Raw genomic sequence first — 15087 nt, forward strand, 5'->3', positions numbered from 1 at the left:
GAGTCAGAATGTTTAGGCTTTTTTAGTGTTATTATTGTCGCAGTAGAATCCAGATTTCGATAAAAGCAATAGAAATTTCTAACTATTAGATTTCAACTCAATAGATACCTCTTCAAGATTCTGGATATATAATTTTGCTTTATTCATAAAAATATCATAGTCTAGTCTGCCAATATAATCAGGATACGGTCGTTCTGGATAGCATGATCTCCAGAACTCTAAAGCCACTTGGAGTGCCATTCTCGAAAAACGTTCTGCCCTCTCAATCCAATCTGCAGGCTTCAACCAAATTTGTTCCTTTGTTGGAGAGAAATGTACTGCTGAGTTTCTAAGACTTTCATAGATATTGAAAAATGAAATAAAAGGTTCTTTGATTTGATTTTCATCAGATGTTATAATAATAGTTTTACCATCATTTCTTATTAGCCTATGGTATCGTTCAATCTTCGATTTAAGCTGCAAAAATCTCCCGTTCTTTTTACCATTCAGTATTTCGGAGTCCATTTCAGATAAAACCATAACATTTCTTTTAGCATGACTATACCCCAAACTGTTGACAAAACATTCAACAAATGCGTAAAATGAAATAACTGATAGTCTCGAGTTAGCCGAAACTTCATACTTCAGATCTGTTATTTTTCTGATCGTATGTTCATCAAAGTCCTCCTCTCTTTCTTTTTTCAATAATTTCTGCTTAAAGTCCCCATAATTATTAAGCTGATCAAAAGCTTTTTGAGCTTTTACAAGTATATTAAAGGCATCTTTAAGCAAAAATTCTTCTTCAATTCCAAAATTACCCTTATGCGCATATAATCCGATTCTGAAATGATAGGGAATATGGTTGTATAATACAAGCCCTTTAATATTCATCCGATCTTCCAACCATCCATATTCCAATCCGTAAGAATAAATTTCAGAATCATTTTTAAAAAACTGATCCCAGTCTGCAACAATTTCATCTAAGCTTTTCTTGAGAGGAAAACTTTTTAAAAGCGGTGCCGCCATTTTTTCCAAATTAGATCTGATGTATGGAAGTTTTTCTAATATATCATCTTCCTTGGCAGATTTAAAAAAATCATAAATATCGCTTACCATTTTGTTGACCTCCTCAAAATTCGCATCAGGCAGAAATGAAGCCATCAACTTTAGATAAACCGCAATATTAAAAACGGAATTTACTTCTCTCTCTATATTGTTCATTTAATTAATTCTTGCTGAAAAAACATAATTAAATATAAAGTCTTATCCTTCGTAGTACAAACTGTCGAGAAATGCAGAACGCGCTAAACTAATTTTTGTTTCCATTTCATTTTTGGGATTAGGCTTTTGCCACCATTCACTGTCGTAGACTCTTAAAATGATTTCATTCCAATATCTCTCGTTGTCCATTCCATTTCTAGTAATACTAAAATCTTTACAGAGTCCATAGTTGTTTTTGCTGTCGTAGCAAATAAATATGTCAGGTCTCTTCATGGCAAGTAATCTTGTACTGGTTGCTAAATAATTTCCAGGTAATGCCATTTGAAAGTATTCCAGAAAATTGTCATAATTCATTTTAGTAATTTGTCCATTGATCGGAATTTGATCTAAGGCTCTTGATATCAATTCACTGTTATCATTTATCTGTTTTTTAAACTTGCCTGCACCTTTCATACTTCCGAAGAATGCCCAATCTTCTGCTCCTTCAATTTTTAACAATAAATTATTTGGAATTCCTGCAATAAATTTTCTCTCATCATCATCCAGTTCGTTGAAGTGTTTGGCTTTACTAAATAATTCTCTTGCTATCTCAATCACTTTAATTCTTCTTTGTACATCCCTTGAACCTTTTTTGTAGACATCAACAACAAATTGATCCCAAGATTTTGTTTGTAACTCAATTTTATGGATAGGCTTAGGTTTATCTTTGGATGCCCCGTATTGCCCTGATAAACTGTTTAATTTGGGTTGTTGAATATTCCAGATCTTATTATAGTTTTCCCAATCTAATTCACTGAATGTTTTTCCATATTCAAATGATTCATCAATAAGTTGTAATGTGGTTTTATAAAGTTCATCGGCATTACTATCTTTAGACGTGACCAAAACACAAACCTCACAATTTTTTGAAAAAGCACTTGTTGTAAAATTGGCACTACCTATAATAAGTTCCCAATTATTTTCATCATTTGAAAACAAATATACTTTAGGGTGAAATGTTCCATCAGGTTGTTCTAAAAAATGAACCGCTGGGTCTTCTATAAATTCTTTGATAAAATTAGGATGAGTTTGATAGAAGTGTATTCCAACCGTAATCTTCACTATTTTGTGCCTGTTTTTGAGCAATTCATAAGAAATTTCATTTCCCGTACTTGCCCATGCAGTTGCCCACTTAAAAAAATTGTAGTTCCTTATTAATCGTTTAAAATTATTATTTAAATCTTTTGGTGTAGTTATTAATTTCATTGCAAACCTGTAGTAAAATATCTCATCTCCTAATTTATTTAATCATGCCTGAAATTATATCTTTCAAGGTCTCAAATTCGGGTTCATCCAAAATATCCAAAGAGTTATTTGTTGCTAATAATATAGCTTCCCTACATACATTAATTCTTCTTAAAAGTGGTATAACTATAGAGTTTCCGTGCTGCACGTATTTTTTAATTTCATCGTAATTTGTAGGGATTTTGTAACCTTCACGACTGCTGCCAATAAGAATACCCTTATCTCTCAAGCCTCCAACCATGTTTACAAATTGTTCTTTGCTAAGTTTAGAATCTCTGTTCACATTAAGATGTTCAATGAACTCTTGAAGTACAAATTAGTATAGATCAGAACAAAGCAAAGCTTTGCAAAGATGATTCAAAGTTTTTTAGTGTTGTTGTTTCTCCAAGTCCTGCTGAGATTAAAAACCTGGGTGACAACGAAAATGAAAGAATTGAAAATTTAAAAAGCTTTGTTCGGCAAGAAGTAATGCAGTCTTACGCAGAAAACTTCAATAAAAATTTAAATAACGAGGATATCATGTTCTATGGTAAAATACACAAAGAAAGAGGTAGCGAGAGTAACGAAGACTTGCATGCTCATATCATTATTAGTAGAAAGACTATTGATAATAAAATAAAAATTAGTCCACAAACTAATCACAAGAATACTCAAAACGGGAAAGTCAAGGGTGGATTTAATAGAAAAGAATTTATGAATAAATGTGAAGTTTCATTTGATAAAAGGTTTCAATATCAAAGAAAATTTGAAGATAGTTTTGAGTATAAAAATGCTTTAAAGAATGGCTCTTTTGAATCTAAACAAAAGGCTTTTCAAAAAGCAGCAGAAATAAAGTATAATGAAGATACAAAAAAGCAAAACAGACCTAGAGAAATCAATCAAAAGATTGTTATAACCACTCAAAAAATAAAAAGATAATGGAAAATGGTTTTATTAAAAGTATGATGATCTTGTTTATACTCATGATTATCGTTTTGTCAGTATTTTATGGCGTGAAAATCCTCTATGAAATTAATTTTGGTGGTTGGATTTATGGATTTAAAATTGTAAAAAGTATAATATTGAGCCCTAATAATATTAATTCATTAAAATTATGGAATTTGGCTTTTTGCATAGTAATGGAACTATTGATTTATTGGATTGAGTTATTTTTTCTTAAACTGATTTTTCCATCTTTAGTGCCTGTTTATAAAAAGTACACGGATTTTATTTTTTATCCTTTCCGTCCTTTATTTACTAAATTTTCATTATTTAATTTTTCAAATAGCGTTATTACAAAGAAATCTACAATTGAAGAAAATAGTACAACAGTTGATTTAGAATTAATGAATGATGGAAAACTTACAATTCCTAATCCTTATAGGGGAATTTTAGTGATTGGTGGAGCAGGATCGGGAAAATCTGAAAGTATTGCAGTTCCATTAATCCGTGAATTTTCTAAACTTGATTTTACAGGTATTGTTTATGATTTTAAATTTCCTGCATTATCTGATGAAGTAGAAACATTCTATAGAAATAAGCCAGTAAAGCATTTTGTTTTGAATCTTAACAATGCCGAAAGAACTCATAGAGTAAATCCGTTACACCCTAAATATATGCCACATGTAGCTTATGCCCGGGAGTATGCAACTGCTATCATAAAAAACTTAATGAAAGAAAGTATCAAAAGAGAAGATTTTTGGAGTAGATCAGCGACTGATCTGTTAACAGCCTGTATTTGGTATATGAAACAAAATCATCCTCATTTTTGCGATTTACCTCACATCTTTAGTTTAATCACTTCAGACCATAAGAAATTAATTGAATTATTATCGAAGCATGATGAAACAAGAGATATGATAATTTCATTGGCTACAGCTTTAGTGAGTGGAGCAGGAGAACAAATTGCAGGAGTAGTTGGAAGTCTTCAGGGGGCAATATCACAAATAAATACGCCTGAATTTATGTACATTTTTGGAGCGGATGAATTTAGTTTAGATGTTAATGATCCCAATAATCCAATAGTCCTAACAGTGGGTAGTAATCCAACCATTGCCGGTGCTCTATCTCCTTTATGTTCTTTGGTTATTACTGTAGCATCCAAGCAAATGAATACACCTGAGAGACAAAGTTCTTTTATATTATTGGATGAGTCTCCAACTGTGTTTATTCCAAATATTGAGGTTGTTCCAAATACAGGAAGAAGTAATAAAATTTCAACAGTATTATTTTGTCAAGATCTTTCACAACTTAATGATAACTACGGAAAAGAGAAAGCTGAAGTATTATTTGCAAGTTGCCTTAATCATTTTTATGGTAGAGTTGCTAGTTCTCATACTGCGGATATATTAAGTAAGCAATTTGGAAAAGAAGATAAATATTTTGAGAGTAAAAATACATCTCGTAGCACAAAGAATATTTTAATTAAAAATTATGGTAAAACTTATGCTGTACAAGAAAGAGAAATCTTTAGAAATTCAGAGTTTATGAATTTACCAGTGGGAGTTTTTATTGGGAAGATATCAGATAGTTCCAAACCTTTTTTCTACGAAAAATTTAAAACAGTTAATCCAGGGCAGAAAGAAAAAACTATTAATAATCTTCCACAGCATAGTAGAACTGATATCACAAATTTTTATAAGGCTGTTAAAGCTGATATTTCTGATATTTTTAATGGTATAAAGAGCCATTCTACAGAAGCAATTGATAGTATACCTAAAAAGATCGAGAAAATTGAAAAAGATCAGAATGTTGAAGAAACTCAAAATTCAGACAATTCTCATCCAGAGGCTTCGGATAATTCAAATGGGAATATTGATGATGAACTAACAAGGTTGTGGAATAATTTAAAGAATTAAAAAATGAAAGGATTTTATATATATATGTTTTTAAATAAAGAGAATCAGCCTCTTTATATTGGCTTAACCACTAATTTAATAGGAAGGATTGAGGATAACCATTTTAAGCTTGTTAGTACAGGATTAGATGAGAGTTGTCTTAATGAAATTTCAAATATACTTTATCATGAATGCTTATCCTCTGAAGATATGAAGATAAAAGAAAGATTTTTGATAAATAAATTAAATCCTAAATATAACATCTCTTTTAATTCGAATAATGAGTTTTCATTTGACATTAATATAGATTGGTATTCTTATGATGAATTTGAAACGAGAATGAGATTGAAAAAATATGAAAAATTCTCTTTAGAAATTCAAAATATACTACTATCACAAGACTCTTTAGATTATTCGAAAACAACTAATGCAAAAATTTCGAATGAAGCTAATAATTTATTAAAGAGAATTTCATTTTCATCTAGCATTCCTGGATATAAAATTATTAGCAGCTTAATCATTGACTTTTATAATAAACATATTGAAGATTTTAGAATTGATGTTTAAATGAAAAAAAAACCTCTATTATACTTTATAATAGAGGTTTTTAACAAATAAAGGAACTGTTCAGACTTATAATCCTGCCGAAGCTGTTCAGATTATATTTATCCTGTTCCTTTTGTAAATATAATTACAATTTCTCAAAGAAACAATTTTTTCAGTCGTCACTTCCTCAGACTGCTCGTTTTTTCAAAACGATTGTCATTCGTCGCTTCTTTGTTCAAAATTTGTTTCTTGAGCCATAACCCTCACATATAATCCATTTGGAATTTCAATTGCTTTTTTAGAAGTTCTTTTCTTTCCAATAATTCCTAATCCCTCAATTCCATTTTCTGAGTATATCTTCATTTTTACAGGGTGGATTTTTTCATTAACCTTAATGGTATTAATCTCAACAAAGAGACGTCCGTCTTTTTCATTAACAATCCCGGAAATTATTTGATCTTTTTTGATTTCCATTCCTGAAATTATAAGAGGTTCAAGTAGAATAAAGGTTAATGTTCCTCCATTTTGCACTTGCCCTGAGGTAATTAATCTAGCTTTAACTTGCTTTTCTAGAGTTTCAACTTTTGAAGTTAAAAAATGTGTGGGGATTGTTTTAACTGGGGAAATTGCAAAACTTAAGCTTCCAGCCATTAAACAGATTGTTAAAATTGTTTTTTTCATACTAATAATTTTTTGTGAATGTAAATTTTTTGTTTTCAAAAATCAATACTATTCATAATAATTTTTTTAGAAAGAAAATAGTATGGAAAATTCTTATTATATTTATTTCAAATTAGAAAATATGACATACATTATCAATGGATTAAGAAATATCTTAATGTTACCTTTTACGTTACTCAAAATAATAATTGCAGTGATGAGTATAGCAATAAAATGGGTGGCTCGTAGAATTCTTAAAAATGAATTTGAGTCCGAGCGAAAATTTTTAGAAATTTCTCAAAATAAGAGAAGCGAATTGTATAAAAAGAATGAAATCCTGATAGAAGAAAATAAATTTTTATCTAAGAGATTAGAACGATTGAAATATATTCTTGAAAAAAATGAAAATTCTATGACTGAGGCAACTCTAACTAAACATGGTGAAATAGTATTCATGAATTATTCTCAAAAGAATATTTTTGATAGTATTTATCTGTCAGGTGAAAATGGAGATGATAAATTTTGGGATTCTGTAATGCATTTTAGAGATTATGGCAATGAAATTAAAATTGTTGATTTTTTAACAAAAAATGACTCTGAAAATAAAGGCTATGGTAGAGTGTTGATGAATTTTGTCATTGCAGAAGCAAGAAAAAAGGATATTAAATGTATCACAGGAGATTTATCGAGTGTTGATGCGGATAATTTTCATTGGCTAATCCCATTTTATGAATCATTCGGTTTTGAGTGTAAATTATTTAATGAAGATAAAATAATAAGAGGAAATATAAGGCTGATGTTAAATAGCCCAGTAAAACAAGCAGGGTAAGGATTAATAAAATATGATGAAAATTTAATCCCCCTTTTGATCCCCTAAAAATCAAAAACCTCTGAATATCAAAAGATTTCAGAGGTTTTTTGTACCCAAAACTGAAGAAATATCGAAACATTTGGTAGAGGATTTGGAAAGAATAATAGAAATGCATACTCCTCTTATTTGATATTCTGAACACTTATGAGGTTCACCGGTTAGTCTAGCCAAAGTGATTTAATATGTTGTAATTTCTAGAATGTTTAGATAAGGTAGAAAATTACAGCCCTAAAAAGAGCTGTAATAAAAAGATCAGTAGGTTAGATTCTGTGAACTATTTACCCCATAATTGATAACTGTGCTTAAGTATCTCAAAAGAATTGGCTAAAACATTCTTATCATTATCATTTAAATTAAAACTCGGTATAATCTGTATCAGATTTTGAACATTTGCTTGCCAATCGTCATCATTAATAGTATTATCGATAGCGGTTAACATTTGATATACTTTATCTGTATCAGCAGCATTCAGTGGAACAGTATCAAGTATTGCATTTAATTTATCACCTACTGATACCAAATTTTTATGCACTGCCATTTCTACTTTCTCTTGGAAATAATCCTCGGCAATGGCGTAAATTTCACCAGCTAAGTCGGGCCTTACTTTAACAGCAGTAATAAGAATCTGGTTATAAGTTACCTGATCATATCCGTCTGTTAAATACTTCTCACATGTAAGATTGTGTAAAATACCATAATTATTACTGTTACTTGGAAGGATAGGTTCTTCAGTAACAATGGCTTTCCATCCTTCATTAGCTACTTTATCTTTGTAGTATGCCATTGAAGCTGCAGCAGCTATGAAAAGGCTTACAAACCCAGTCTCTGCTGTCATTAAGCCCGCAACTACATCAGCCCAAGCTATTGCTTCTTTTTGTTGTCTTGTTAATTCTGCCATGATTTTTTCTTTTTAAATTGTTAATTGGATTTTTGCAGTATAATCCCCGGCAAAGGGTTTGAATAATCAAAATTTTTTGTATATTTTTATTGCGCATATAAAAATAAACAGCTAAAATTCTTATCATTTAATTACTAATACAAAAGTAGATATGAGTAGCGACAGAAGTTGGCGTGTTATATTTATTTTTTAAAAAATCAAAGTATTATTTTGGAAGCAGAAACGTCAGAGTCTATGCTGTAAGGTTAAGCCTAAAATCTACAACAACCTTGAAAAAGATTTGAAATAAAAAGTTGGGGAATGAATAGATTAATTAACAGAGGATGTTTCTTTGGATTTTGATAAATTATTAAAAAATAATAAGTAAATGGAAAAGAAAGGAAATGGATGATTTCATTTTACAACGAAACTATTTGATGTATCAAAGTAAATTATCCGCTATTTTAAAGTTATTTGTACTTATCCATTATAGATAATTAGTTGCTACTTCTTGCTAATTTTAAATATACAAGATAGCTAGCAATAACTTTTGAGACAAAATTTATATACTCCTTATCTATATTTTTGAGAGTAGATTTAATTAAGAGGTAAATTGCAGGTGAATTATTTTACGAGTTTAATAATAATTTTTACCTTATTGGAGATAGGGAAATAAATTATCCAAGACCTCAGTTACAATTTTCTTTATGAACTCAGCATCTCTATTGTAAAAGCCACTACTCCCTATAAGTAATGAATTAGCAAAAAGTTTTTGTTTGCCACTGAATTCAATGACATCAAAAAAATTAATATCTAAAATTTCTAATAATTCACCAAGTTTTTTTATATCGAAATCATTTTCTCCATTTTCTAAACGACTGTACTGCGCCTGTGAAATATCAAGTAGATCCGCAATATATGTTTGAGAATAGCCTTTTTGTATGCGTTCTTCTCTTATTTTTTCTAATCTGACTTTCATAATGTCAAAAATATAAATCAAAAATATAAAAAATAATGCGAATTTTATAAACAAAACAGTGTATTCTAAAAACGTATAAAGTATACATTTTACGGATTGTTGAATAAAGTATTAATCTATAGTTTTACCAAATATTAAAACTTAATAACACTATATTATGAAATCTGTAAGAAAAATCGCAAGCCACCCTATCATACTAGGTACATTACTTGCTTCGTTTTTAAACATGTCCTGTAGTCAAGGTGATACTCGTGACAATCAGAGTATTGAAATCAAAAGTCAAAAAAACAGTAATAATTTTTCAAAAATTGCATCGCTAAGTGATGTTGATGTATTCAAAGGAGTAATGTTTTTTGAAGGAGATATTGCTAATAGCCTAGCAGATTTTAAAGAATTAAATTTCAGAAACTTTATTACTGACAATACAAAAATTGCAGAAATTGAAGCATTCCAAAATAATGTTGTTCAAAATATTGAAGTTTCCAATCCTGGATATATGGAGAAATTCAGAACAGACATCTCTTCAGGTGATTATTACAAAGTTGAAGCTGCCATTAGAGACGCTGCTCAGCTTGTAAGAAAAGAAACAATAGCACTGGCTCAAACTAATGATGCAACGGCGACAGAGCTTACAAATCTGTATGCAACACAGGTTAAAGAACAAAGTGACATCAGCAGTTCTACATCAGTCCCAGAGGTTGCTTCAAAAGCGAGACAAATCAAAATACAGGCTGGGGATACCGTTTGGTTTGATACTGACACTGTTGTTTGGGCAGTTGTGGCAGTTGCAGGAGCTGTTGTGGTTGTAGGTGCAGTAGCCGTGTTTTTATATGCTCCACAGACAGGAATGGATACTCCTTATTTACAAGAAAAATTTACTTCGGATGTAACAATGCAATTAAAGGGAATTTAAGTATTTTACATGAAGAAAGTAAGTATATATTCAATAATAGCTCTATTTTCAGGGCTATTTATTGTTTTATTCATATTTTTTAAGCTCCTTAGTGTATATTTAGGAAACAACCCTCTTAACAATAGCCAGAGCATAAAAGCATCCTACGTTTCGTTTTTTCCGGAAGGTTGGGCATTTTTTACCAAGACATCAAAAGATCCAAAAATTCACATCTTTTCTGTCAAAGGGAATAAGATAGAATACCTTAATCTTAGGAATTTTTCCTCTGAATATTATTTTGGTATATCAAGGCACAATCGAGTATTAAATGTTGAAATAGGTAATATTACACAACGTATTAAAGAAGATTCTGTTAAATCTTTTACAATAACCACAAAGTCTGAATTACATATTTTGGATGGGATAAAAGCTGACACTTTACAATATTCAGATCTAGTAATGGATAAGAAAAGTATTAAAGACTTTAACGGAAAATACTTAATTTCATTAGAATTTCTTCCTCCATGGCCTTTATTAAACCAAAGTCCAGATTACCCTTCTAAATTTGTCATTTTCCCTATAAATATTATCACGAAATGAAGTCATTAATTTTGTTGTTGGAGAGAAAATCTATATTTAATGAGCGTTTAGCATTTACCCGATCTATTTTTGCTTTAGGTGCATTATTAACTCTTTTATTCAATAATGTTCCAGAATTAGCTGATTTTGAATTATTAGCGACCAAACAGGAAATGATATTTGTAAGAAATATACCGCTTGCCAATTTCAGTATTTTCTATTTACTTGGCTTGGAGTTGGGAAAATACATATCTATCTTGATACTGTTATCCGTATTTACTGGATTTCTTCCCCAAGTTACGGGCCCATTACAAGCATGGGTACATTATAGTATTTGTAATAGTTTTTTGGTTGTGGAAGGCGGTGATCAGATTGCCTCAAATATTACCATTCTTCTTGTTCTTATATGTTTATTTGATAACCGGTTGAATCAATGGAAGCCAGAAAGAAAAAGTGAGGGAAGAAAACCTATCAATGTATTTTTTAATGTATATTATTTTTTGATTATTCTTCAGGTTGCTATTATATACCTGCATTCGGGTATTGGAAAATTATACAATGAAGAATGGAGAAATGGAACCTGTGCCTATTATTGGTTTACGCACAATGTATTTGGAGCACCGGTTTGGATACAGAAAATCTACAACATTTTTACATTAAGTAAATTTACTCCCTTATTTACATGGTCTGTAATTATTTTAGAACTTTTACTTTTTGCATGTATATTAGCTACTAATAGAAAATTAAGATATACTTTTTTAATTGTTGGTTTGATTTTTCACCTGAGTATCATTTTTACTCATGGCTTAGTCTCCTTTTTCTGTTCTATGGCTGCAGCATTGATACTCTATCTAGATGATAAAAATATCATATATTCGAAAATAAAAAAAATATTTATCAAAAACTATTATGGTAAGAAAGTACAAAGCTAGAATGGGCGCTATGACTATAGTCCTTACATTAGTACTAAATGTATTTATTATTAGTCTTTATTATTTTATTATTTTTAGAAAAGATTATGTTGAGGTTCCTTCAACAGCAACGAAGTATTTTCTATTAGTGCTGTTTGCTATAATAGCAATAGTACCTTATATATTGCATCCCAGAGAGTATTTGATAAAAGATAATTTTATTCTTATAAAATCACCTGTTTTTACTATAAAAAAGATTAACATTTATGATTTGGTGGATATAAAAGAAACAAATACAGGTGCATTTAACATGCATATGCGTATGTTTGCTTCGAAGGGCTTTTGGGGATACTTTGGAATATTTAATTCAAAACCATATGGCAGGTATTCAGTATATGCTTCTAATCTAACTGATCTTGTATTTATTATTACAAAAACCAAGGATATAACAATTATCAGCCCAAACCAAAGGCTTGATTTTATAACAATTTGTCAAAGTATCAGATCTCAGCAATTAGAAAAAATTAATTAGGAATCTTGTGCGAAGATAATAATATTTCGTTTCAACTTTTGAGAAATTTTTAAGGATTTCTTTAATGCAATTTGCAGAGAACAATTGTGACAAATTTGAAATTATAATATAATAAGAGCAAAACCGAAAAATTCATTAAAACCATTATTATTTGCTCATTACATATTCGATCACTATCTAATCATTTATCTTTTCCCTTGAGTAACGAAACTCTTGAGCATCACCTAAGTTTGGATATATCGAGATCCCATAACGGTTCACTTTCATTAATAATAACAAGTGCCTTATCAGTCATGTCATATTCTTTAACAAAACAGTAGAACAATAATCTGGTAATTGATAACAAAATTTTTTGACTATTGTGATTGACAGCGATGTAAAAGTATGGATTGAGTCCACCGTCTTTATTTCTTAAATTAATGGATATGATTTTTTCTTGTCAAAAGCTTTTATTTTTGCTTTTAGTCCAGCTGCCAAGTCGTTTTACCCTCCCTTTATTAGAGATAAGATATCACTTTTTATCAAACCTAATAATTTTGAAGAAAGTATCTATCAAGAGTTATCTAAGTTGTTTAATATCAGGTATTAAACTTGACCCCTTTCTCGTTGCATTATTATAATCAACATCTGGCCAAAACTGTTTATAGAGCAAAGATTTCTAACCTTTACTATATTATTTGCATTATAAATTTAACACGACAAGTTACGTCGTTACGCTATAATATATTTGTATATATAAAATGTAACAATTTAAAAATAAGCGACTAAAAACATGATGTAATTCATTTAAATCTTTTTAAAGTGAATTTAAATGCTAAAAAATGTTAAATTTGCAAGATTTTGAAATTAATAATTAAAACGGATGAAAAAAATCAAATTTCTATTATTGATAGTTTCAGTATTTTTATTCTTTGGATGTAGACAGGAAAGTCTATATGTTGATCAGGAATCTCAAAACAACACTTTTAAAAATTATGTAATCAATGGAGGAGAAATAAAAAAAGATGAAGTGCTCTGGTCAAAACTTTCAGGAATACAAACGCAACTTTTTGGAGCTAATCCTAAAAACAAAAGTAATGATCCTATTTTAGATGGAGCAGTTATTATGACAGATTATGCTGGAGTGATAGAAAAAAGTGGCACTACTACATACACATTCGAGGTTAATAGAATCTCCCCTTCTCAGGATATTGAAAATCTTGTAATAAGAAAAAAAACTGATGGAAGTTATTCTGGTTTTCTTATTCAATATCATCTTTCAAAGCAGGAACTACAAACTTTCCAAAATGCTGCTAAACCTGAAGATATTAAGGGGAAAGTAAGTATTTACAAAATTAATAATCTTAATATTGGCTCAAATAATTCAAATAAAGGAAGTGGATACACTTACTCTGAATATATAGGATGTTTAGTTGTAAATTATGAAGTTATTCCTTGTGTGAGTTCTGACCATCATACTAATCCAAGTCAATGCGAACTAACAGGAGCATCTGCACCCCAGATTATTGTAATGTCTGTGGATGATACCCATTGTATTCCATCAGGAACAGTTCCTGGAGGGTCAAATCCTGGAACAAGTCCTGGAGGCTCTAATGGAGGAGGTGGTTCTGGAGGAGGTGGAATTACGGGAGGAGGAAATACCACGCTTCCTGAAAATCTTTATAACACATTTATATTTCAAAATTTTGGAGAAGCATATAACGTATGTGAAGCTAATGATGTTCAATGTCAAGAAAATAGACAGCTTAATATTCAGCTTCAAGCTTACCTACTGACCTTAAATCCAAAAGTGAGTATGCTGAGTGCTTATCTTTACACTTTCTTAACAATAAAAGGCTATTTTAAAATTAACGGTGGTGATGCTTTTCTTACTGAAAAGCTGAATCAACTGGCAGGTTGGTACAGAGATCCAGCAAATGCATCCATGTCTAGCATAGAAAAGGATAAATTTGTAAGTTGGGCACTGGAGTTTCTTATTCAAAATCCTGATACTAGTTGGGAACAACTTAAAACAAGATTAAAGGATCTAGATAATGCTCTAACACAAAACCCTAACTTACTGGTGGATATTCCATGTGGTGAATTAGATGATTGGAAAAACGTAGCTAACCATCCTATTCCCCAAAGTATAAAAGACAAACTGAAAAGTATAAATAGTAATACAAATTGGTTTCAGGATGAATTTACAATACAAAATCTAGACCTAGCTTCAGGTTCAAACATCAATATGGATCTATTTCCTATAAGAATAACAAATATGCCAATTAAACCAGGAACAAATCAAAAGTATACTCCTTCCGAGTTTTTTGACTTCTTTAGAAAAAATATAAATCAGTTTGCTGAAAGTTTTACCCCTATTGTAAATACCTCATATGGGATAAATGATACAGCCCTCTGGTTTTCAAACAATCCATTAGGAGCTTTAATTCATATTGAAATCCCTGGTGATAATGGAACTGTAATTTGTTCAGGCTACAATTCTCAGGCTTGGGTTTTCACAACAATTCAAGCACCATTGCATTTAGATGGCTTGCACCCTGTAAGTGGAAATAGATTATTTGGTTATTTTATAGATAATAATGGTTTTATGTATCTTTACACAAGAGGAGTTGATAGATTTACAAAGCCAATAGGTAATACAACCATTACATATTTAACTCAAAACTTTGCTTTTTCAAAAGCAGATGAATTATGGAAAGGTATGCAGACTAAATTAGAGAATTATATTAATTCACCTCAAAATGGAGGATTGGCAAATAAGTTAGAGCCAAAAACATATAGGCCTGCTTATGCGAAGATTAAAAACTATTTAAAAAATAATGCCCCTATATCAAGTTTAGGATGCCCTTAACTCTTCAGTCTATGAAATTTATTGAAAATGTACCTAAGTTATTATTAGCAACAATTGTTTTTATTTTCACAAAAAATATTCTTCAAATA

15 protein-coding genes are annotated in these 15087 nt (G+C 30.2%); 9 read left to right on the forward strand and 6 right to left on the reverse strand.

The window, feature by feature from the left end; translation table 11 throughout:
• Window positions 1-78: 78 nt before the first annotated feature.
• The 3 genes from PFY10_19750 to PFY10_19760 are packed head-to-tail and all read right to left on the reverse strand — an operon-like array spanning window position 79 to window position 2767.
• Window positions 79-1200, reverse strand: a complete 1122-nt coding sequence (locus PFY10_19750) for a hypothetical protein (protein ID WBV56425.1) — start codon at window positions 1198-1200, stop codon at window positions 79-81.
• A gap of 42 nt (window positions 1201-1242) precedes the next feature.
• Complete coding sequence (locus PFY10_19755) at window positions 1243-2445, reverse strand: phospholipase D family protein (protein ID WBV56426.1); 1203 nt, start codon at window positions 2443-2445, stop codon at window positions 1243-1245.
• A 34-nt stretch (window positions 2446-2479) separates the two neighbouring features.
• Window positions 2480-2767 carry a hypothetical protein gene (locus tag PFY10_19760; GenBank protein WBV56427.1) on the reverse strand — a complete coding sequence of 96 codons (288 nt, stop codon included), beginning with the start codon at window positions 2765-2767 and terminating at the stop codon, window positions 2480-2482.
• Between the two features lie 38 nt (window positions 2768-2805).
• Between PFY10_19760 and PFY10_19765 the strand changes: the two genes are divergently transcribed.
• The 3 genes from PFY10_19765 to PFY10_19775 are packed head-to-tail and all read left to right on the forward strand — an operon-like array spanning window position 2806 to window position 5867.
• Window positions 2806-3402 carry a DUF5712 family protein gene (locus PFY10_19765; protein ID WBV58962.1) on the forward strand — a complete coding sequence of 199 codons (597 nt, stop codon included), beginning with the start codon at window positions 2806-2808 and terminating at the stop codon, window positions 3400-3402.
• Window positions 3402-5321, forward strand: coding sequence for a type IV secretory system conjugative DNA transfer family protein (locus PFY10_19770; GenBank protein WBV56428.1), 1920 nt, complete (start codon window positions 3402-3404; stop codon window positions 5319-5321). The genes PFY10_19765 and PFY10_19770 overlap by 1 nt, the downstream gene beginning before the upstream one ends.
• Before the next feature lie 3 nt (window positions 5322-5324).
• On the forward strand, window positions 5325-5867 hold the full coding sequence (locus tag PFY10_19775) for a GIY-YIG nuclease family protein (protein WBV56429.1): 543 nt from the start codon (window positions 5325-5327) through the stop codon (window positions 5865-5867).
• Window positions 5868-6062: 195 nt separating this feature from the next.
• Here PFY10_19775 and traM read toward each other — a convergent pair whose 3' ends face one another.
• The gene (gene traM, locus PFY10_19780) at window positions 6063-6527 is read right to left on the reverse strand and encodes a conjugative transposon protein TraM (GenBank protein ID WBV56430.1); all 465 of its coding nucleotides are present in this window, start codon (window positions 6525-6527) and stop codon (window positions 6063-6065) included.
• Window positions 6528-6609: 82 nt separating this feature from the next.
• Here traM and PFY10_19785 point away from each other — a divergent pair, with 82 nt between their 5' ends.
• On the forward strand, window positions 6610-7335 hold the full coding sequence (locus PFY10_19785) for a GNAT family N-acetyltransferase (GenBank protein ID WBV56431.1): 726 nt from the start codon (window positions 6610-6612) through the stop codon (window positions 7333-7335).
• A gap of 316 nt (window positions 7336-7651) precedes the next feature.
• On the opposite strand, the gene PFY10_19790 is transcribed toward PFY10_19785, so the two are convergent.
• Window positions 7652-8275 carry a hypothetical protein gene (locus tag PFY10_19790; GenBank protein WBV56432.1) on the reverse strand — a complete coding sequence of 208 codons (624 nt, stop codon included), beginning with the start codon at window positions 8273-8275 and terminating at the stop codon, window positions 7652-7654.
• Window positions 8276-8909: 634 nt separating this feature from the next.
• Entirely contained in the window at window positions 8910-9233 is a 324-nt protein-coding gene (locus PFY10_19795) for a helix-turn-helix transcriptional regulator (GenBank protein ID WBV56433.1), read from the reverse strand.
• A 157-nt stretch (window positions 9234-9390) separates the two neighbouring features.
• Between PFY10_19795 and PFY10_19800 the strand changes: the two genes are divergently transcribed.
• The 5 genes from PFY10_19800 (at window position 9391) to PFY10_19820 (ending at window position 14998) form a co-directional block, all read left to right on the forward strand.
• Window positions 9391-10146 carry a hypothetical protein gene (locus PFY10_19800; GenBank protein ID WBV56434.1) on the forward strand — a complete coding sequence of 252 codons (756 nt, stop codon included), beginning with the start codon at window positions 9391-9393 and terminating at the stop codon, window positions 10144-10146.
• Between the two features lie 9 nt (window positions 10147-10155).
• The gene (locus PFY10_19805) at window positions 10156-10725 is read left to right on the forward strand and encodes an SdpA family antimicrobial peptide system protein (GenBank protein ID WBV56435.1); all 570 of its coding nucleotides are present in this window, start codon (window positions 10156-10158) and stop codon (window positions 10723-10725) included.
• The gene (locus tag PFY10_19810; GenBank protein WBV56436.1) at window positions 10722-11636 is read left to right on the forward strand and encodes a hypothetical protein; all 915 of its coding nucleotides are present in this window, start codon (window positions 10722-10724) and stop codon (window positions 11634-11636) included. The genes PFY10_19805 and PFY10_19810 overlap by 4 nt, the downstream gene beginning before the upstream one ends.
• On the forward strand, window positions 11614-12147 hold the full coding sequence (locus PFY10_19815; protein WBV56437.1) for a PH domain-containing protein: 534 nt from the start codon (window positions 11614-11616) through the stop codon (window positions 12145-12147). Before PFY10_19810 ends, PFY10_19815 begins: the two co-directional genes overlap by 23 nt.
• An 862-nt stretch (window positions 12148-13009) precedes the next feature.
• On the forward strand, window positions 13010-14998 hold the full coding sequence (locus PFY10_19820; GenBank protein ID WBV56438.1) for a hypothetical protein: 1989 nt from the start codon (window positions 13010-13012) through the stop codon (window positions 14996-14998).
• The last annotated feature ends 89 nt before the right edge of the window (window positions 14999-15087 follow it).

The sequence above is a fragment of the Chryseobacterium daecheongense genome, assembly GCA_027920525.1.
Lineage (GTDB): Bacteria > Bacteroidota > Bacteroidia > Flavobacteriales > Weeksellaceae > Chryseobacterium > Chryseobacterium proteolyticum.